Annotated in this window: 19 protein-coding genes and 6 tRNA genes; 16 read left to right on the top strand and 9 right to left on the bottom strand. The window is 68.4% G+C overall.

Annotation, left to right across the window (positions count from 1 at the left end):
• Positions 1 to 81 precede the first annotated feature (81 nt).
• From rpe to AC5RVV_RS00905, 6 genes are all read right to left on the bottom strand, one after another.
• Entirely contained in the window at positions 82 to 750 is a 669-nt protein-coding gene (gene rpe, locus AC5RVV_RS00930; protein ID WP_493999579.1) for a ribulose-phosphate 3-epimerase, read from the bottom strand.
• A gap of 53 nt (positions 751 to 803) precedes the next feature.
• A complete protein-coding gene (locus tag AC5RVV_RS00925; RefSeq protein ID WP_493999578.1) occupies positions 804 to 2,354 on the bottom strand; it encodes an RsmB/NOP family class I SAM-dependent RNA methyltransferase in 1,551 nt (516 codons plus the stop codon).
• Complete coding sequence (fmt, locus tag AC5RVV_RS00920) at positions 2,351 to 3,280, bottom strand: methionyl-tRNA formyltransferase (RefSeq protein ID WP_494001248.1); 930 nt, start codon at positions 3,278 to 3,280, stop codon at positions 2,351 to 2,353. The genes AC5RVV_RS00925 and fmt overlap by 4 nt, the downstream gene beginning before the upstream one ends.
• 17 nt (positions 3,281 to 3,297) lie before the next feature.
• The gene (gene def / locus AC5RVV_RS00915) at positions 3,298 to 3,894 is read right to left on the bottom strand and encodes a peptide deformylase (protein WP_493999577.1); all 597 of its coding nucleotides are present in this window, start codon (positions 3,892 to 3,894) and stop codon (positions 3,298 to 3,300) included.
• Between the two features lie 58 nt (positions 3,895 to 3,952).
• A complete protein-coding gene (locus AC5RVV_RS00910; RefSeq protein ID WP_493999576.1) occupies positions 3,953 to 4,825 on the bottom strand; it encodes a cytochrome in 873 nt (290 codons plus the stop codon).
• 133 nt (positions 4,826 to 4,958) lie between these two features.
• A tRNA-Val gene (locus tag AC5RVV_RS00905) sits at positions 4,959 to 5,033 on the bottom strand.
• A gap of 342 nt (positions 5,034 to 5,375) precedes the next feature.
• On the opposite strand from AC5RVV_RS00905, the gene AC5RVV_RS00900 reads away from it, so the two are divergent.
• The 6 genes from AC5RVV_RS00900 to AC5RVV_RS00875 all read left to right on the top strand — a co-directional run bounded on the left by AC5RVV_RS00900 (position 5,376) and on the right by AC5RVV_RS00875 (position 6,295).
• A tRNA-Gly gene (locus AC5RVV_RS00900) sits at positions 5,376 to 5,449 on the top strand.
• A gap of 61 nt (positions 5,450 to 5,510) precedes the next feature.
• Positions 5,511 to 5,581: transfer RNA gene (locus tag AC5RVV_RS00895), tRNA-Cys, on the top strand.
• A gap of 39 nt (positions 5,582 to 5,620) precedes the next feature.
• Positions 5,621 to 5,692 (top strand) — tRNA-Val (locus tag AC5RVV_RS00890).
• A gap of 38 nt (positions 5,693 to 5,730) precedes the next feature.
• Positions 5,731 to 5,804, top strand: a tRNA-Gly gene (locus AC5RVV_RS00885).
• A gap of 44 nt (positions 5,805 to 5,848) precedes the next feature.
• Positions 5,849 to 5,923 (top strand) — tRNA-Val (locus tag AC5RVV_RS00880).
• A gap of 123 nt (positions 5,924 to 6,046) precedes the next feature.
• Positions 6,047 to 6,295 (top strand): antitoxin, encoded by a 249-nt coding sequence (locus AC5RVV_RS00875; protein ID WP_493999575.1) that lies wholly within the window; start codon positions 6,047 to 6,049, stop codon positions 6,293 to 6,295.
• A gap of 148 nt (positions 6,296 to 6,443) precedes the next feature.
• Here AC5RVV_RS00875 and AC5RVV_RS00870 read toward each other — a convergent pair whose 3' ends face one another.
• Positions 6,444 to 7,061: a hypothetical protein gene (locus AC5RVV_RS00870; RefSeq protein WP_493999574.1), complete on the bottom strand. Its 618-nt coding sequence runs from the start codon at positions 7,059 to 7,061 to the stop codon at positions 6,444 to 6,446.
• 286 nt (positions 7,062 to 7,347) lie between these two features.
• Here AC5RVV_RS00870 and AC5RVV_RS00865 point away from each other — a divergent pair, with 286 nt between their 5' ends.
• Positions 7,348 to 7,839 (top strand): hypothetical protein, encoded by a 492-nt coding sequence (locus tag AC5RVV_RS00865; protein ID WP_493999573.1) that lies wholly within the window; start codon positions 7,348 to 7,350, stop codon positions 7,837 to 7,839.
• A 139-nt stretch (positions 7,840 to 7,978) separates the two neighbouring features.
• Here AC5RVV_RS00865 and zapE read toward each other — a convergent pair whose 3' ends face one another.
• Complete coding sequence (gene zapE / locus AC5RVV_RS00860) at positions 7,979 to 9,016, bottom strand: cell division protein ZapE (protein WP_493999572.1); 1,038 nt, start codon at positions 9,014 to 9,016, stop codon at positions 7,979 to 7,981.
• Positions 9,017 to 9,388: 372 nt separating this feature from the next.
• Here zapE and AC5RVV_RS00855 point away from each other — a divergent pair, with 372 nt between their 5' ends.
• From AC5RVV_RS00855 to ybaK, 3 genes are all read left to right on the top strand, one after another.
• Positions 9,389 to 10,294: a sulfurtransferase gene (locus AC5RVV_RS00855; RefSeq protein WP_493999571.1), complete on the top strand. Its 906-nt coding sequence runs from the start codon at positions 9,389 to 9,391 to the stop codon at positions 10,292 to 10,294.
• Positions 10,295 to 10,364: 70 nt separating this feature from the next.
• On the top strand, positions 10,365 to 10,826 hold the full coding sequence (locus AC5RVV_RS00850; protein WP_493999570.1) for a SufE family protein: 462 nt from the start codon (positions 10,365 to 10,367) through the stop codon (positions 10,824 to 10,826).
• A 2-nt stretch (positions 10,827 to 10,828) separates the two neighbouring features.
• A complete protein-coding gene (ybaK, locus tag AC5RVV_RS00845; RefSeq protein WP_493999569.1) occupies positions 10,829 to 11,320 on the top strand; it encodes a Cys-tRNA(Pro) deacylase in 492 nt (163 codons plus the stop codon).
• A 54-nt stretch (positions 11,321 to 11,374) separates the two neighbouring features.
• Here ybaK and AC5RVV_RS00840 read toward each other — a convergent pair whose 3' ends face one another.
• Positions 11,375 to 12,613 (bottom strand): alpha/beta hydrolase family protein, encoded by a 1,239-nt coding sequence (locus AC5RVV_RS00840; RefSeq protein WP_493999568.1) that lies wholly within the window; start codon positions 12,611 to 12,613, stop codon positions 11,375 to 11,377.
• Positions 12,614 to 12,713: 100 nt separating this feature from the next.
• On the opposite strand from AC5RVV_RS00840, the gene AC5RVV_RS00835 reads away from it, so the two are divergent.
• The 6 genes from AC5RVV_RS00835 (at position 12,714) to AC5RVV_RS00810 (ending at position 17,891) form a co-directional block, all read left to right on the top strand.
• The gene (locus AC5RVV_RS00835) at positions 12,714 to 13,217 is read left to right on the top strand and encodes a hypothetical protein (RefSeq protein WP_493999567.1); all 504 of its coding nucleotides are present in this window, start codon (positions 12,714 to 12,716) and stop codon (positions 13,215 to 13,217) included.
• Between the two features lie 14 nt (positions 13,218 to 13,231).
• On the top strand, positions 13,232 to 13,654 hold the full coding sequence (gene msrB / locus AC5RVV_RS00830) for a peptide-methionine (R)-S-oxide reductase MsrB (protein WP_493999566.1): 423 nt from the start codon (positions 13,232 to 13,234) through the stop codon (positions 13,652 to 13,654).
• A gap of 230 nt (positions 13,655 to 13,884) precedes the next feature.
• The gene (locus tag AC5RVV_RS00825; protein WP_493999565.1) at positions 13,885 to 15,264 is read left to right on the top strand and encodes a DUF6421 family protein; all 1,380 of its coding nucleotides are present in this window, start codon (positions 13,885 to 13,887) and stop codon (positions 15,262 to 15,264) included.
• A 1-nt stretch (position 15,265) separates the two neighbouring features.
• Positions 15,266 to 16,069 carry an SDR family oxidoreductase gene (locus AC5RVV_RS00820; RefSeq protein WP_493999564.1) on the top strand — a complete coding sequence of 268 codons (804 nt, stop codon included), beginning with the start codon at positions 15,266 to 15,268 and terminating at the stop codon, positions 16,067 to 16,069.
• Between the two features lie 49 nt (positions 16,070 to 16,118).
• Positions 16,119 to 17,186, top strand: a complete 1,068-nt coding sequence (locus AC5RVV_RS00815) for a threonine aldolase family protein (protein WP_493999563.1) — start codon at positions 16,119 to 16,121, stop codon at positions 17,184 to 17,186.
• Between the two features lie 114 nt (positions 17,187 to 17,300).
• Positions 17,301 to 17,891 (top strand): DUF3000 domain-containing protein, encoded by a 591-nt coding sequence (locus AC5RVV_RS00810; protein WP_494001247.1) that lies wholly within the window; start codon positions 17,301 to 17,303, stop codon positions 17,889 to 17,891.
• Positions 17,892 to 18,011 lie beyond the last annotated feature (120 nt).

Raw genomic sequence — 18,011 nt, 5'->3', positions numbered from 1 at the left:
TGTTTGCGTAACTATGCTCTCACAACTGCCTTGTGACACGTTCCATTCCCGTCACAACCTGTAACACCGGTCACAGGGGCCTCAGGAATCGGGCTGCCGGCCGGCCGCGGCCCGCAGCGAGGCGATGGCCTGCTCCGGATCGGCCTTGCCGTACACGGCGGATCCGGCCACGAAGACGGTGGCGCCGGCCTCGGCGGCCCGCACGATGGTGTCTTCGGTGACGCCCCCGTCCACCTGGATCGCCACGGGCAGCCCCGAACCCGCCACGGCGCGGGCGGCCTTGCGGATCTTGGGCAGCGTGACGTCCAGGAAAGACTGCCCGCCAAAGCCCGGCTCGACCGTCATGATCAGCAGGAGGTCCATCTCCGGGAGCAAATCCAGATAGGGCTCGACGGCGGTGGCCGGCTTCAGCGCCATGCCCGCCTTGGCCCCGCGGGACCTCAGCTCCCTGGCCAGCCGGACCGGGGCCGCCGCCGCTTCCACATGGAAAGTCACCGATTCGATCCCCGACTCGGCATATGCCGGCGCCCAGCGGTCCGGGTCGGCGATCATCAGGTGCGCGTCCAGGGGCAGGGTGCTGACCTCCCGGATCCGCTGCACCACCGGCAGCCCGATGGTCAGGTTCGGCACGAAATGGTTGTCCATCACGTCCACGTGCACGGCATCGGCAGTACTGATGCGCCGCAGTTCGGCTTCGAGGTTGACGAAATCGGCCGAGAGGATGCTGGGGTTGATGCAGCACTGTGCCATCGGATGCTTGCCTGCCTGTCTGTGTGTCGAGGGATGTCGGAACCGGTGTTGACCTAATTGGTTCGGCGGAGCAGCGCCATGAACATGGCATCGGTGCCGTGCCGGTGCGGCCACAGTTGCGCCGTCGTCCCACCGGCCCGGCCCACGGCGTCGCCGCCGGGTTGCCCTGCTTCCAAGTGCCCCGGGAGGCTGACCCCGTCGAGGACGGAGGAGGTGTCCAGCAGTTCCACCCCGGGGTTCCGGCGCAGCAAGTCGGCGACCACCGCCGTCGTCTCCGCGGGGTGCGGGGAGCACGTCACGTAGGCGATCAGGCCGCCCGGCTTTGCGGCGGCCACGGCCGCGCCGAGCAGTTCGCGCTGCAGCGGCCCCAACTGCGCCACGTCGGAGGGCTTCCGGCGCCACCGCGACTCCGGGCGTCGGCGCAGGGCCCCCAACCCGGTGCAGGGCGCGTCCACCATGATCCGGTCGAACTGTCCGGCATACAGCTCGCCCACGTCGCGGCCGTCGCCGGTGCGGATCTCCCACACCCCGGCCGGTACCGGCGCCAGGGCCTTCCGAACCAGCTCGGCACGGTGTTCGGCCACCTCGTTGGCCAGCAGCGTGGCCCCCCGCTCGGCGGCCAGCGCGCCCAGCAGGGCGGCCTTGCCGCCGGGACCGGCGCACAGATCCAGCCAGCGCTCGCCCGGCGTCACCGGCGCGGCGGCGGCCAAGGCCAGCGCCACGAGTTGGGAGCCGGCGTCCTGGACACGGGTGGTTCCGGCCCGCACGCTGGCCAGCCGGCCGAGGTCGCCGCCCGCATACAGGGCGGAGCCCGCGACCAGTTCCCCGGGCTCCGCGCCGGCGTCGATCGCCTCGTCCAGCGAACCCAGCCCGGGCAACGCCACCAGATTTACGACCGGCGCGGCGTTGTCGGCCGCCAGCAGGTCTTCCAATTCGTCCACGCGGCGTCCGTGCCCCGCCAGGGACTGCCGCAGGGCCCGCACCACCCATTCCGGATGGCTGTGTTCCAGAGCCGCCGCCTTGACCGGGTCGGTCTCACCGGCGGTCAGCTCGGCGGTCCAGCCGTGCAGGTCGCGGGCGGTGACCTTGCGCAGGACGGCATTGATCAGCGAGCCGGGGCCAGCGCCGATCACCGCGCGGGCCAGGCCGACGGTCTGGTCCAGGGCGGCGTGGGCCGGCACCCGCATGGCCAGCAGCTGGTGGGCGCCGAGGCGGAGCGCATCGAGGATCGCGGGGTCCAGCTGGTCCAGCGGCCGGTCCACGCAGCGGGCCAGGATGGCATCGTACGTGCCCAAACCGCGGAGGGCGCCGTAGGCCAGCTCGGTGGCGAAGCCGGCGTCGCGCTTGTCCAGCCGGTGTTTGCGGATGCTCGCCGGCAGCACCAGGTTCGCGTACGCGTCGTCCCGTTCCACGGCGCGGAGCACCTCGAAGGCCGCCAGCCGGGCCGGGTCGGCCGCCCGCGTCCGCTGCGACGGAGCCGACCGGGAGTACTGCCTGGCGCCGCCGCGGTTGCGCTCCCGCCCCGCAGCATCACGGCGGCCGGCCCCCTGGCCGCCGCCGCCTTGGCGTCCGCTGTTCCGGCTGCCTTCATTCCGGCCGCTCATTCGAAGTGCACGTCCTCACGCTGTCCGAGCCCGCGGGCCCAATCTGCTGCATCCATCATTTTCTTGCCCGCCGGCTGGACCCTGTCCAGCTCCACGGCATGGGAACCGGTGCCCACGAGCGCCGAGGCCGACGAGCCGCCGGACAGCCTCACGGCCCCGGGCGGCAGCCCGCGGTGCTCCGGCCGCAGGCGTACCGGGCCCAGCTTGAAGCGCTGCCCGTCGAGCATGGTCCAGGCACCGGGTTCGGGAGTGACGCCGTTGATGCGGCGGCGGATGGCCAGCGCCGGCTGCCGCCAATCAATGTGACCGTCCGCCAGGGACAGCTTGGGCGCGAGGCTGACGTCGCCGGACTGCGCCACCGCCACTGCTGTGCCCGCGCCAACGGCCGCCAGGGTTTGCGACAGCAGCACGGCGCCGCTGTGGGAGAGCCGCTCCAGCACCTCGCCGCTGGTGTCCGCGGGGCGCAACGCCTCGGTCAGGGTGCCGTACACCGGGCCCGTATCCAGCCCCTTCTCCAGTTGGAAGGTGGAGGCGCCGACGACGTCGTCGCCGTTGATGATGGCGTGCTGCACCGGCGCGGCGCCGCGCCACGCGGGCAGGAGTGAGAAGTGCAGGTTGATCCAGCCGTGTTCGGGGATGCCGAGCGCGGCTTCCGGGACGAGGCCGCCGTAGGCCACGATGGCCGCCACATCCGGGGCGGCTGCCCGGATGGCATCGGCCGCGGCCGATCCGATCCGGTTGGCCCGGATCACCGGCACGCCGAGCTCCGCGGCGCGGGCCGCCACCGGCGAGGCGGTCAGGACCCGTTTACGCCCTACCGGCGCGTCCTCCCGGGTGAGCACGGCCACAATCTCGAAGCCGTCCTCGACGAGCTGGTCGAGGGAGGGCACGGCCACGCCGGGAGTGCCGGCGAAGAGGACCCGCAAGCGCCTGCCGCCGTCCGTCATGCCAGCGGCTGCCCGAAGGAACCGGTGCCCGCCGCGGCCGGCCCGCGGCTGAAGCCGGAGCCGACGTGCGCCGCGCGCTGGGCCTGGGTTTCGCCGGCCACACCGTTGTATCCGGCGTTGCGGATGGAGCGCAGCGCGTTCTTCCGGTTCTCGCCGGTGAGGTGGTCGATGTAAAGGATTCCGTCCAGGTGGTCGGCCTCATGCTGGAAACAGCGGGCCAGCATCCCTTCGCCCTCATACTCGACCGGGTTGCCGTGCAGGTCCTGGCCGGTGACCCGTGTCCAGCGGCGCCGGCGCACCGGGTAGCCCAGCGCCGGGATCGACAGGCATCCTTCGGCGACGTCGTCCTGGAAGTCGTCGCTGAGCTCGAGCACCGGGTTGACCACGTGGCCGCGCCGGCCGTCCACGCGGAAGGTGAAGACGCGCAGGCTCACGCCAACCTGCGGGGCGGCCAGCCCGGCGCCGTCGACGTCCTCCATGGTTTCGTCCATGTCCGCCACCAGCTTGGCCAGCTCCGGCCCGAACGCGGTGACCGTTTCCGCCTTGGTCCGCAGCACGGGGTCGCCGATAATCCGGATGCTCAGGATCGCCATGTAGTTCTTGTCCTCACTGTTGCCGCTTCAGTACGCTGCCGTTGGGTTCCGGTCCAGTTTAGTGGGCCTGCTGGACCGCCTGCAGGGCCGCCGCAGGGGGCGGCGCGATCGGCAGCAGCGCCCGGCCCGCCTCGGCTACCTGCAGATGCGTTTCCCACGCCCGACGCAGCGAGCAGAAGCGGTACCAGTGCCATCGAAGCACCTCGGGGTTGGCGCGCATCGGCCGGACTTCCGTCTCACCGATCGCCACGCCCAGCAGCAGCGGATCGTCACCGTGCGCCCACGGTTCCCAGCTCCCCGTCGCGGCGTCGACCAGCGACTCCTGTGCCTTCATGCCGGCCACCAACTGCATGACCACCTTGTCGTTGAGCGCCTTGACCTGACCGTTGCGGTCCGTGCCCTTGGTCTTGAAGTCAATCAGGCAGGTGCGCCCCGCAATCCGGGCCACGAGATCCAGGGTGCCGGCGTATCCGACTTCCTGGTTCCAGACGGTGATCTCCGGGGCTATCGGCTCCACCCCGTAGAGCTGCCACCATTCGTCGAACCTGGCGGCGAAAGCCTCTTCGCCGTTGGCCTTGAGCGCCTCCCGGGCACCCGCAACGTCGTGCTCCCTGTCCAGCGCCCGGAGTGCCACTTGTTCGCAGTAAGCGTGGACGCGGTCCCCGCGCAGCGCGGCGGCGTCCCGGTAGCGGTCGGCAGCCAGGGTCGCTTCCTTCGCCAGCGACCGCAGCCGCCCCGGGTCTCCGGCGGCCTCGGCCAGCCTGGCATCGGAGGCCAGGGAGGTGGCTGCCATGTGGGCGAACCAACCGTCCAGCGTGGTCGGCTCCTGCGCGATCACGGTGGTGATGGAGGGAACCGACGGCGGCTCCGAGGTGGAGCGCGCGTACATGCGGCCGTTGGCGGTGGCATGCGCAAGAAGTGGTGCAGTCATAAGGAAATCTTCTCAGGTTCCACTGACCGTTCCGGTCCGCAAGGCACAGGGCCGGCGCGACGGCGGCCGGCCCCGCGCCCGTTAACGAAACATCCCCGGCCAGGCGATGCTGCCTGGCCGGGGATGTTTTCCGTGGTGGGCGATACTGGGTTCGAACCAGTGACCTCTTCGGTGTGAACGAAGCGCGCTACCACTGCGCCAATCGCCCGGGCTTGCTGCCGGATGCGCCGGGCGCTTCCTGCAACGTCTAGAAATGCTAGCCCACCGAGGCGCTGAAACAAAAATCGCCCGGCCACTGCGCCTGGGCAGTTGTTACGGGTGTGGTCTTTGGGGCGGGCGAGGAACGGGATGCGGGTGGGCCACGGAACGGGCCGGCGGGCCCGCCGCCGCGTCGATAGCCTCCGGGCCGACCGGCCCGCGTCGTTTCACCCGCCACAGCGTCGATTGGACGAAGCGGGAATCGTCCTATAGAGTTTTTACTCGTTGGAAATCACAGCGACGCCGCGAGCCGTTCGATGAAGGATCGCGGAAAAAGTGATGGAAAACTTTTGCGGACGTAGCTCAGCTGGCTAGAGCACCACCTTGCCAAGGTGGATGTCGCGGGTTCGAATCCCGTCGTCCGCTCGCAAGTCACTGTAACGTGCCAGCGTCGCTGGCCGGTCCTAGCGCAACTGCGAATAGGCACGGTGGGGTGGCCGAGAGGCGAGGCAGCGGCCTGCAAAGCCGTATACGCGGGTTCGAATCCCGTCCCCACCTCGTTTGCGGCGACACAGCAAACATCTCGTGAGAGATCACGGGCGATTGGCGCAGCGGTAGCGCGCTTCCCTGACACGGAAGAGGTCACTGGTTCGATCCCAGTATCGCCCACTGGAACGCAGTCCGGAGTGATCCGGAAACCGTTTCGCGCGGACGTAGCTCAGCTGGCTAGAGCACCACCTTGCCAAGGTGGATGTCGCGGGTTCGAATCCCGTCGTCCGCTCTCTTTTTCAGCGTTTTCTCCAGCGGCCCGCCTCGGGCACACCGGGGCGATTGGCGCAGCGGTAGCGCGCTTCCCTGACACGGAAGAGGTCACTGGTTCGATCCCAGTATCGCCCACCACTCCACGGCTCCCCCGGCGGGAGCCCTCCTTGTTTAAGCCGTCTACTCCGTTGAGCGCCCGCGGCGCGGTGCCTACGATGGATGTGCAGGGGCGAACGGCCCCCCGTCGGAAAGGAGGTGGCTGTGTCTGTATTTGACGAGCTCAAGGGCAAGGCCGGAGGACTCAAGGACAAGGCAGCCGGTCTCGTGGGAGAACACTCTGGCAAGATCAAGGGTGCCGTCGGCAGCACCGGTGACTACATCGACGCCAAGACCGGCGGTAAGTATTCCAAGCAGGTAGGCGGCCTGCAGGCCAAGGCATCCGGTTTCGTCGACACGTTCGGTGACAGGGATGGCCAGGCACCGTCCGAGGGGACCACTCCGTCCGCCTAGTCCTGGGCACGCCAAGGAGGGTGCCGGACCGCCGGGAGGCGAGCCGGCACCCTTTGTCGTGAGGCCGCTTATTCGCCCGCGCGTGCTTTGCGGTCCGGCGGACCCGCCAGACCGTCCCATTCCTGCGCCGCTGCTCGGCAACTGATAGCTAACCGGGTGGGAGCCTGGAGGCCAAGGCGCGAGTGTAGCTCTCGGGATCGTCATGAGTCTGCGCCGAGACGACGAGATGCCTTGGGCTGATGCGCTTGGCGTAGTCCCCCTGATAAGGCATGACCAGGACGGTGTCCAAGCCTGTTTTCCAAGCGGCAATCAGAGCCGGCAGACAGCGGCGTTCGGGGTGTAGTTCAAGAGGGAGCATGTGGTTGGGCTGCAGCTGGATTTGCCAATGGTTGAAGCCGTCGATGTCCACGCCATCCCAGCCGTATTCGGTAGTCCAGCCCGGCGGGAAGGCCACGTGCCTCTCCTGATCGGAGCGGATTTCCGGCGTTGGATGCTGGTTCTTCTGGTCCCCCGTGTCGTACCAGGCCCAAGCTCGTTCCCAAGCCTGCTGCCAACGGGCGCCCCACTCAGTCCTGTCTGCAGTGGCAGGCAGTCGCGAGGCACCGGGCTTCGGTGCCGGGTTCAACTCGTGAATGGCGACATCCGGGGCAATGTTCCAAACGCTACGGATGAAGAGCAGGAGCGATAGGTGGTTCGGCGCGACTTTCACAGAGATGACCATGTCCTGCGGCCAGGGGTTATCTGGCCGGGGCTGATTGGATCTCATGAATTCCCTTTCGAGATTTTGATTCCTCGTCCGCTCCAGCTCGGTCAGGCAAGTGTCCCACCATAGGACCGGCACAGAACCGCACAGTGCCTCCTGCACCTACTTCTCACCAAGCCCCAGATACTCCACATCCTCTGTCTCCAAGAAATCCACTGCCTCGGCTCAGGCCCTGGTCATCTGGCCGCATCAACAAGAAGTTATGCTTCGCAGCGTCCCACCCTTCCTCTCCATGCTGTTCCGCCGCTACCGTGACGCAGACCGTTGTACATCACAACAAGGGGCGGTCATGCATGCGATAGCCAAACTGACGGCTGGGGTTGTCGTACTGCTGGCGTTGTCCGGCTGTGGAAGTTCAACATCCGGAGGAACCGCCGTCCAAGAACCAACAGGCACGGCAGGGGTGAACGATCCAGACGCGCAGATGCATCCCGAACTGCTCAAAGTCTCGCCTTCGCCTGCCAAACCGGGGCAGACCATCAAGGTCCGATTCCCCGAGGAAACTTCCCGGGGAATCCCCTGGGTTTTGGAAGAACAGGACGGCAACAGCTGGCTTGTCCGCTACTACCTCATTGCCACGACCGATGACGACGGCGGCTCTGGTTCCCCAACATGGTGGCCTGCGAACGACCCCAAGGGCCAAACCTGGAAGGATATTGGCGTCGAGGGACTTGGCCCAGACACCCTCATCATTCCGGACAGCATTCGCCCCGGAACGTACCGGCTGTGCACGGCCAACAGCATGCCGAACATCTGCACCATGCTTGGCATCACGGAGTAGGGGCGCCCGGTCTCGGCCATTCGGCGGGGTCGCGTAGTTGAACACCGCGTCGGTCGCGTCGGTAGCCCGGTCGTATCGTCATCAGGCGCAGGGCATTACTCCTGCACAGTGGCGGCATGTGCGCGCCCGGCTGCGGGAGCTAGGCCGCTGGTTCGCCGGCCTGGCCCTCGCGGGCCAGCGCGGTCAGGCGGGATACCGCCCGGAAATACTTCTTCATGTAGCCGCCGGACATCATTTCCGGGGTGAAAAGCTCATCGAACGGCACGCCGCTGGCGATGATCGGCACGTCCTTGTCGTAGAGCCGGTCGGCCAGCACCACGAACCGCAGGGCCACGGCCTGCTCGGTGATCGTGTGCACGTTATGCCAGGCCACCGCGTCCACGCCGTCGAGAAACTGCTTGTACCGGCTGGGATGCACCCCGGCCAGGTGGTTGACGAGATCGGAGAATTCGTCGGCGGCCACCACCTTGCCATCGAAATCATGCAGCCGCCGCTTGAGTTCGTGGTCGCTGAGCGGCTCGGGGGCGGCCGGAAGCCCCCGGTGCCGGTAATCCTCGCCGTCCACCCGGATGACCTCGAACTGGTCGGACAGCACCTGGATTTCGCGTTGGAAATCGACGGCGGCAAAGCGTCCCTCCCCCAGCGAACCCGGCAGGGTGTTGGAGGTTGCCGCAAGCTTGACCCCGGCGTCGGCGAGCTCGCGCATCAGCCGCGACATCAGCACGGTGTCACCGGGATCATCCAGTTCAAACTCGTCGATGCACACGAGGCGGTAGCTGCTGAGCGCTTCCACGGTTTTGCGGAACGACAACGCGCCGACCAGGTTGGTGTACTCCACAAAGGTGCCGAAGGCCTTCGGGCCGTCGACGGCGTGCCACAGCGAGGCGAGCAGGTGGGTCTTGCCCACGCCGAACCCGCCGTCGAGGTAAATGCCGGAGTGGCCCTCCGGCTTGCCGCCGCCAAACAGCTTCTTCAAGCCCTTGGGCTTGGGCCGGTCGACCACAACCGCAAAACGCTGCAGCGCAGTCACGGCCTCGCTCTGGGACGGCTGGGCCGGGTCCGGGCGGTAGCTGGCGAAGGATACTTCGCCGAAGCGCGGCGACGGGTGCAGGCCCGCCAGCAGTTCGTCCACGGACACCTTCGGCGTCCGGCGTGAAAGCTGTTCAATCTGGGGCACGTAGGCTAACCGCTGCCTTCCTGACATGGGCTCGGAGAATGCACAGCGGCCGGAATGCCGCCAGCAAAACGATACGCTACCCCGCCCGCCGGCGGCAGCCGGTGTAAGCCAGGCCACAGCGGGTCCGGCGGGCCCCGGCGCTCCGGCCGGCGGGACCAAGAGCTCCGCCGGGGAAGCCCAGGCGCTCCGGCCCGACGGGCCCAGGGGCTCCGGCCGGCCGACCCAGGCGCTCCGCCCGGCCACGATGTGACGCGGGGTGCGGCCCCGGAAGCTTTTGCCTGCTCCGGTGGTTAGGCTAAACAGAAGTCCCCCGGCCGTTTTGCACGGCCGTCTGCACGCTATGGAAAGCTGCACGTCAAGGAAAGGTTTGCCATGCCCATTGCCGCCGAGCACAACGAGAAGTTTGCCGCCTATGCCAACCCCGACCGCCTGGTCTCCACGCAGTGGCTGGCTGAGAACCTGGGCGCGGACGGGCTGGTGGTCGTGGAGTCCGACGAAGACATCCTGCTATACGAGACCGGCCACATTCCGGGCGCGGTGAAGATCGACTGGCACACCGACCTGAATGATCCGGACACCCGCGACTACGTGGACGGCGAGGGCTTCGCCGCGCTGCTCGGTTCCAAGGGCATCAGCCGGGACACTACCGTGGTGCTCTACGGGGACAAGAGCAACTGGTGGGCGGCCTACGCGCTCTGGGTCTTTACCCTGTTTGGCCACGAAGACGTGCGGTTGTTGGACGGCGGCCGTGACAAGTGGATCGCGGAGGGCAGGGAACTGACCACCGAGGTGCCGCGGCCCGAGGCGGTTGACTACCCCGTCGTCGAGCGCAACGACGCGCCCATCCGAGCCTTCCTCACCGACGTGCTGGACCACTTCGGCAAGCCGCTGGTGGACGTCCGCTCTCCGGAGGAATACACCGGCGTGCGCACCACCATGCCCGCCTACCCCGAGGAAGGGGCCCTGCGCGGGGGCCACATTCCGACGGCGGCGTCCGTGCCGTGGGCGCGGGCGGCGGCCGAGGACGGGACGTTCCGATCGCGCGAAGAGCTTGAGGCCATCTACCTGGACGAGGCCGGGCTGAAGCCGGGCGACGACGTGGTGGCATACTGCCGCATCGGCGAACGGTCCAGCCACACGTGGTTCGTGCTCAAGTACCTGCTGGGCTTCGACACGGTCCGCAACTACGACGGCTCGTGGACGGAATGGGGCAATGCCGTGCGCGTGCCGATCGTCAGGGGCGCCGAGCCCGGCGGGATCCCCGCCTCGGCCCGCTAAGGAATAGCCGGCGGGCACGCAACGTTGACGTAACGAGCCCGAAACTGCAAGAGAGAGCGCAAGTATGACCGTGACCGAGCAGACCATTCCCGAACCGCTGGCAGAAATCATCGACGACTTCCAGGCGGTCAGCGAGGCCGAGCGGCTGCAGCTGCTGCTGGAGTTCTCCCGGGAGCTGCCCGAGCTGCCGGAACGCTTCGCCGGGCATCCGGAACTGCTGGAGCAAGTGGTGGAATGCCAGTCTCCTCTCTTCCTGACCCTGGAGCTGGGCGACGACCCGGACCAGGACGTGCAAATCTACTTTTCGGCTCCGCCGGAAGCCCCCACCACGCGCGGCTTCGCCTCCGTGCTGCACGAGGGGCTCAACGGGCTGCCGGCAGAGCAGATCCTGGCCGTTCCCGACGATATCGCCGAGCACCTGGGCCTGACCCGTGCCATCACCCCGCTGCGGATCCGCGGCATGTCCGCCATGCTGTACCGCATCAAGCGCCTGATCACCGAGGCACGGCAACTGCGCGCCGCCTCGGCCTGACGGTGGCCAGGCACAAACCATCCGCCGGAACCCCCGCCACCACGCTGCTGCAGCGGGCGGGGGTTCCGCACGTGCTGCACACCTATGCCCACGACCCCGCGGCGCCCAGCTTCGGCCTTGAGGCCGCGGAGGCGCTGGGGATGGATCCCGCCCGCGTATTCAAGACCCTGATGGCCATCGTGGACGAATCGCTGACGGTCGCCGTCGTGCCGGTCAGTTCCAGCCTGGACCTGAAGAAACTGGCCGCAGCGTTGGGCGGGAAGCGCGCAGCCATGGCAGACCCGCAGGTAGCCCGGCGGCGCACCGGGTATGTGCTGGGCGGGATATCGCCGCTGGGGCAGAAACACGCCAGCCCCACGGTGCTGGATTCCACCGCCCGGGACTTCGTCGCCATCCTGGTCTCGGGCGGTCGCCGCGGGCTGGATATCGAGATCGCCCCGGCGGACCTGGCCGCGCTGACGGGCGCGTCCTTCGCCCCGCTGAAGGCGGGTTAGCCCTGGCCGCGCTGACGGGCGCGTCCTTCGCCCCGCTGAAGGCGGGATAGGGCCCTAGCCCACCGGACGGAGCACCCGGGTCAACCAGGACGTGACGACGCGCTCCCAGCGTTCCGGGTCCACGTTCCATTCGCGGGTGTGACCGGCCCCGCTGAAGGGCTCGAACGTGACCAGCGGGTTCTTTTCGGCCAGCGCCGCGGACGGGCCGTGCGGCACGAAGTCGTCGTCCTCGCTGTGCACGATCAGCGTCGGCACCTGCAGCTCGTCGGCCCGGGCCACCCAGTTCATCATCTTCAGGTCCAGCGGGGCGGCGAGGCCGGTCAGCAGCCGTCCGGCCTTGTTCGAGATCAGCCACTGCGAGAACTGCCCCACGGCATCCGGTATCCGGTTCAGCTTCGCCTGGTGGGCCAGCACGTCGGTCCAGTCAATCACCGGGGCGTCCAGCACCAACGCACGGATCCGGCTCCGGTAGCGGGACTGGTCGGCTGCCTGCAGGCTGATTGCCCCGCCCATCGACCAGCCGAACAGCACTACATCCTCCGCCCCGTTCGCCAGGGCGAACCCGATCGCCGCCTCGACGTCGCGCCATTCGGTCATGCCCAGCCCGTAGCGGCGGTCCGGGGCGGAGGGGGCTTCGCCGTCGTTCCGGTAGGAGATCAGCAGCGACGCCATTCCCAGCCCGCGGACCGACCGGACGGCGCGGATGCCCTCGGCCCGGGACGCACCCCGGCCGTGCACCATGATGGCCCAGGTCTTCGCCTCCGCCTCGGCGCGGACCAGCCAGGCCGGCGCAATGCCGCCTTCCACCTCGATGTCGACTTCCTCATTGGCCAGCCCGACGGCGGCCGGGTCCGGGTAGGCCGCACCGCCCCACCAGCCGCGCGTGGCGGCGGCGAGGTCGCCGGCATACACCTGCTCGACCCTGCGCTGGACCGTGCCTTCCCGCGGCGAGTAGGACGTCACCTCGCCCACCCGCGCCACGGATCGTCCGCCGTCGTAATAGACGCTGTAGACGCCCGGCGCCGTGGTGTCCGGGGTGGCCGGCAGGATGATTTCCTGCTGCGGGCCGGTTCCGACGACGGCCAGGATTTCCAGGTTCTGGACGTGCTCGCGGACCGGAGTGAGAACCTGGCGGGCGAAATAGGAGGCCAGTCCCGACGTAGCTCCGGCCAGGACCGATCCGGCGCCCGCTCCCGCCAAGGCACCGAGCAGCAGCCAGCGGGCACGGGGCAGCTGGCCGTCGCCGGCGGAGGTGTTCCGGCCGGACCGGTCTGAGCGTTCGAACACAGCCATGGGTCCATTCTTGCCGGTGCAAGTGCCGACCGCTAACCGGCGCGGCCGTCGGCGCGCCGCGTTGTTGTCCCCCGCTTGTGCTGCTGATTAGGCTGGGCGCATGACCGAAACCATCGTCGTGCTGACCGAGGAACCGCTCAACGACGCCGACCTGCAGAATTTCGGCTGGCTGGCCGGCGAGCAGACCGCCGCCGGGCAGACCACCTTCCGGGTGCTGATTCCCGAGGACACCAAGCGGAACCTGCTGCTCGATTTCGTCGAGCGGCTGAGCCTGCTGGAGGTCGGCACCGCGTTCCGCGAGCTGGCGCACGGCCAGCCGACTCCGGAAGAGGCCCGGCACGAGGCCGACGAAGCCAGGCGCATCTCCGCCAGGCTGCTGGCGGAAGCGGGCTTTAACGCCACGGTGGACATCGTCGAGGACGACGGCGTGTCCGCCCTGGTCAAGTACGTCGGGGAACATCCCGCAGACCGGGCCGTTGTCATTACCCGGCCACATTCCATTTCCGATACCTTCCACACCGACTGGGCCAACCGGGCGCAGGACAAGCTGGGCATTCCGGTCCTGCACCTGTACTCGGGCTCGGGATACATTGGCGACTCGTGAACGTTGGAGAGACTATGAGCAACACAGAGGCCGGACAGTTCCCGGTGACCAAGACCGACGATGAATGGCGGCAGGAGCTGAGCCCGGAGGAATACCATGTGCTCCGCGAGGCCGGCACGGAGCGGCCCTACACCGGCGAATACTGGGATACCCATACCGAGGGGGTCTACAGCTGCCGCGCCTGCGGAGCCGAGTTGTTTACCAGCAAGGAGAAGTTCGATTCCCACTGCGGCTGGCCGTCCTTCTGGGCGCCGCTGGCCGAGGGCACCGTGCGCTACCTGCGGGATTCGACGCTGGGCATGGAGCGGATCGAAGTCCGCTGCGCCAGCTGCGACTCGCACCTCGGGCACGTGTTCGAGGGCGAGGGCTACGGGACCCCCACGGACCAGCGCTACTGCATCAACTCGGTGTCCCTGACGCTGAAGGACACGCAGTAGCTTTTCGTACCGCGCCTCCCCTGCCGCCTTCGGCGCTTCCACGTTTCATCTGATTCAAGCCCGGCCAGCACGAGCCGGGCTTAATCATTCCCGCCCACCGAGGGGCTGAGCATTACAGTTCCTAACCTCCGGCCGCTTTTGACATAAGTAGTGCTGTTGCCTTGCTACGCTCGCTGCATATTCGACGTGAGGCGCCGGGAGACCCGGCCCGACGGAAAGGCGAGGCGACGATGACCATCACCCCCACCCGCAGCAACTCCAGTGCCGCCGTGCACGGCAACCCGGCGCAGCACCCGGCATGGCGGCGCCTGAAAGAGGCGGCCACCGCACTGCGCGGACTCCAGGTCCACGACGGCTCAGTACCGGACCACGGCAACAAACCCGCTGCCGCCGGGCACACCGACGTGATCATCGACGCCATTGGCCAGCTGGCCCCGCTGTTCGAACACGACGCCGACTACCTGGAGAAACTGGTGGTGGATTTCCGCCGCTGGCGCGACGGCGGATTCGGCGTCCCGGACTTCCTGGACTCGCTCCTGGCGTTCCAGCCGCAGCAGCACCGGATCAATGGCCTGCGGCATTTGGTGGTTTTCCCGATGTACACGCAGAACGGCAGCAGCGACCGGTTGGTCGAAGCCGTGCTGATCGAAGTCATCTGGCCGGACTTCATCGGCGAACTGGAATCGGGCTCCTACTCCAACAAGCTGTTCGTGCCCATCCGCTTCCTGGACTTCACGGCCGGCTACGACACCAACTCGGCCGTACTCTTCCCGGAGACCGTGGCCGTGCGGGAAACCCCCGCCTTCACCTGGGGCGCCATCTTCGCCGACCGCGAGGCGGCCCGGTTCCGCAAAGTGGTCCGCGCCGCGGCCGACATCACCTCGCTGGACCTGCCGGAAGAAGCTGCGGCCCTGCTCGATGACCAGCAGTTGACGCAGGAAACTTTTGTCATGTGGGACCTGATCCACGACCGCACGCACATGCGCGGCGACCTGCCCTTCGACCCGTTCATGATCAAGCAGCGGATGCCGTACTTCCTGTACTCGCTGGAGGAACTGCGCTGTGACCTGACCGCCTTCCGCGAGTCGGTGCGCCTGGCCCACGACGCCACCGCGTCCGATGAGGTCCGCAGGCACGCCCGGCTGGTGCAGTACGCGGTGATCTTCGACCGGATCTTCCGCTTCGCCATCACCGGCAACCGGGTGCGCAACTACGACGGCCTGGGCGGCCAGCTCCTGTTCGCCTGGCTGCACCAGCACCGTGTGCTGCACTGGACGGACGGCAAGCTTTCCATCGACTGGGACAACGTCGCGGACGCCGTCGTCGCCCTGGGCGGGGAAATCGAGGAGCTGTACTGGCGCTCCATCGACCGGCCCAAGGTGGCCCACTGGCTGGCCGCCTACGAGATGCTGACCAAGACGCTGACCCCGCACCCGGCCTCGGTCTGGGCCAAGGGCCCCGATGCGCTGCCGCTGACGGGGCTGCCGCGCGAGGTCACCGACCAGGTCATGGACGACGAGTTCCCGCTGTCCATGTTCTACGAGGCCCTCGCGCGGAAGATGAAGCCGGTGATCGAATCCACCTCGGGGATCACCGGAGAGTCGGCCTGACATGGCCGCCGCCGAACACCAGCGCAACGGCGACGGGCCGCCCGATGCCGAACGGCTGCTGGCCGCCGCGCCCGGCCCCGGCCGCCTCGCCGGCCTCACAGTGGTCGTCGCCGGCGCATCCGGCGCCTCCGGCCAGGCCGTCACCGCTGCCCTGACCGGCGCGGGTGCCACCGTGCTGGCGGTCGGCAGCAGCAAGGACCGGCTCGACGCCGCCTATGCGGAGAACGATGCCGTGGCCTCCTACCAGTGCGACCTCGCCGACCGCCGGGCCGTGGAAGAGTTGGCCGGCGCCGTTGCCGCCGAGCACGGCGGGGCCGACGGACTGATCCACCTGGTGGGCGGCTGGCGCGGCGGCCAGGGCCTGACGGGGCAGTCGGACGAGGACTGGGACTTCCTGCACCGGCAGCTGATCAGCACGCTGCGGAACACCACCCGCGCGTTCTTTTCCCAGCTGGAGGCCTCGGCGTCCGGCCGGGTGGTCATCGTCTCGAGCACGGCAACGGATTCCCCCACCGCGTCCGGCGCCAACTACGCTGCCGCCAAAGCCGCCGCCGAGAGCTGGATGTTCTCGGTCGCCGACGCCTTCCGCCGGGCCCAGTCCGGACGCAAGGAGGATCCCGCCCCCCAGCGCTCCGCCGCCGTCGTCCTGGCCGTCAAGGCCCTGCTTGACGACGCCATGCGCCGGGCCGATCCGGAGAAGGCATTCGCCGGTTTTACCGATGTGGCAGACCTGAGCCGCGCCGCCGCCTCCCTGTTCACGCTGGACGCCGCCCGCCTCAACGGGGAACGCATCCGGCTGGCCTGACCCGGGTCCGGCTGTGACGGCACCCACTGATTAAGGAATACTGAAACACGTGACTGACTCCCCCCTGCTTTCCGGTTCCCTGCACGACACCGACCTGCGCGGCTTCGCCTCGGACAATTACTCCGGCGTCCATCCGGAGGTCCTGACCGCGCTGGCCCACGCCAATACCGGGCACCAGGTTGCCTACGGCGAGGACGCCTACACGGCGCGGCTGCAACAGGTGATCGCCGGACACTTCGGCGACGCCGCCCAGGCTTTCCCGGTGTTCAACGGGACCGGCGCCAACGTGCTGTCGCTGCAGTCGCTGTTGCCGCGGTGGGGCGCCGTCATCTGCACCTCCACCGCGCACATCAACGTGGATGAAAACGGTGCGCCCGAACGCGTGGGCGGGATCAAGCTCCTGGCGGTGCCGGCCGACGACGGCAAGCTCACTCCGGAGCTGATCGACCGGGAAGCCTGGGGCTGGGGGGACGAACACCGCGCGCAGCCGCTGGCCGTGTCCATCACGCAAAGCACGGAGCTGGGCACGCTGTACAGCATCGAGGAAGTCCGCGCCATCGCCGACCACGTGCACGAACGCGGCATGAAGCTGCACATGGACGGGGCCCGGCTGTCCAACGCGGCCGCCTCCCTGGGCACCGACCTGCGCAGCTTCACCACCGACGCCGGGGTGGACATCCTGTCGCTCGGCGGCACCAAGAACGGCCTGCTCTACGGCGAATGCGTGGTGGTGCTGAACCCGGATGCAGCCCACGGGCTGCAGTACCTGCGCAAGATGAACATGCAGCTGGCCTCGAAGATGCGGTTCATCTCCGCCCAGCTCATCGCCCTGTACGACGGCGACCTGTGGCTGCGCTCCGCTTCCCACGCCAACGCGATGGCCGCGCGGCTGCGCGCCGCCGTCGAGGGCGTCGAGGGGCTGTCCCTGACCCAGCCGACCCAGTCCAACGCCGTGTTCGCCGCGCTGCCGCCCGGGGTGGCGGACCGGCTGCGGCAAAAGTTCCGCTTCTACGACTGGGATTCGTCGCGCGGAGAGGTCCGCTGGATGTGCTCCTTCGACACCACCGAAGACGACATCGACGCCTTCGCCGCGGCCATCCGCAGCGAACTCTCCTAGTCCCGCGCCGGGATGCCCTCCGCTCCCCGGCGCGCCTGCCTGACGTCCTGCGGCATCAGGGCCTAATCTGGCTGTGTGAGTGCGATTGATCTCTCTGCAGTGCCGCCTGAGTTCATGCGCGCGCTGTCGGACCTGCGCCAAGCGCAGTGCCGGAATGAACTGCGGCTGGAGGAAATTCCCGCGCCCTCCCGGCTGGCCCCCTTCGCCGTGGCCCTCGGCGCGGAAGTCATCGCCGAACCGGGCCCCCGGCCGCTCCACGGCCCGGTGGTCACCGCCCTGCAGACCGCCGACGGCCCGGAACTGGCCACCGGCCGCTTCATCCTGCTGCACGACCCGGAAGGTTCGGCGGTCTGGGACGGAACCTTCCGGATCGTCACCTACATCCGCGCCGAGCTCGACGCCGACATGGGCAACGACACCATGCTCGGCTCCGTCGCGTGGGACTGGCTGGTGGAAGCCTTGGAGAACCACGGCGCCCCTTACCGCAACGCCGGGGGCACCGCGACCCGCATCCTGTCCGAAAGCTACGGCACGCTGAGCGGGCGGCAGGACTCGATCGACATCGAACTTCGCGCCTCCTGGACGCCTGCCTCCGCCGACATCCGCTCCCATCTGGAGGCGTGGAGCGACATGGTGTGCACCTATGCCGGGTTGCCGCCACTGCCGGAAGGTGTTGCCGCCCTGCCGCACCGCCGCCGCAACTGACCAGCCGACGCCCGCCTGCAGGGCAGCCCGTGTGCCGGCGCGTCCCGCCATTCGGCCGGGCACGAGCCACACGTTACGGACCGGCACCGGGCCGTGGCGAGTTCCCGGGTCAGCGCGGCA

The organism is Arthrobacter sp. MDT2-34-1 (assembly GCF_059091365.1).
The sequence above is the reverse complement of the archived record's forward strand: the minus strand, read 5'-3'. Positions and strand labels throughout refer to the sequence as shown.

Coding starts and splice junctions, on each gene's coding strand:
- rpe (WP_493999579.1), bottom strand. CDS start 750: ATGGCACAGTGCTGCATCAACCCCAGCATCCTCTCGGCCGATTTCGTC.
- AC5RVV_RS00925 (WP_493999578.1), bottom strand. CDS start 2,354: ATGAGCGGCCGGAATGAAGGCAGCCGGAACAGCGGACGCCAAGGCGGC.
- def (WP_493999577.1), bottom strand. CDS start 3,894: ATGGCGATCCTGAGCATCCGGATTATCGGCGACCCCGTGCTGCGGACC.
- AC5RVV_RS00910 (WP_493999576.1), bottom strand. CDS start 4,825: ATGACTGCACCACTTCTTGCGCATGCCACCGCCAACGGCCGCATGTAC.
- AC5RVV_RS00870 (WP_493999574.1), bottom strand. CDS start 7,061: ATGAGATCCAATCAGCCCCGGCCAGATAACCCCTGGCCGCAGGACATG.
- AC5RVV_RS00865 (WP_493999573.1), top strand. CDS start 7,348: ATGCATGCGATAGCCAAACTGACGGCTGGGGTTGTCGTACTGCTGGCG.
- AC5RVV_RS00855 (WP_493999571.1), top strand. CDS start 9,389: ATGCCCATTGCCGCCGAGCACAACGAGAAGTTTGCCGCCTATGCCAAC.
- AC5RVV_RS00840 (WP_493999568.1), bottom strand. CDS start 12,613: ATGGCTGTGTTCGAACGCTCAGACCGGTCCGGCCGGAACACCTCCGCC.
- AC5RVV_RS00835 (WP_493999567.1), top strand. CDS start 12,714: ATGACCGAAACCATCGTCGTGCTGACCGAGGAACCGCTCAACGACGCC.
- msrB (WP_493999566.1), top strand. CDS start 13,232: ATGAGCAACACAGAGGCCGGACAGTTCCCGGTGACCAAGACCGACGAT.
- AC5RVV_RS00825 (WP_493999565.1), top strand. CDS start 13,885: ATGACCATCACCCCCACCCGCAGCAACTCCAGTGCCGCCGTGCACGGC.
- AC5RVV_RS00820 (WP_493999564.1), top strand. CDS start 15,266: ATGGCCGCCGCCGAACACCAGCGCAACGGCGACGGGCCGCCCGATGCC.
- AC5RVV_RS00810 (WP_494001247.1), top strand. CDS start 17,301: ATGCGCGCGCTGTCGGACCTGCGCCAAGCGCAGTGCCGGAATGAACTG.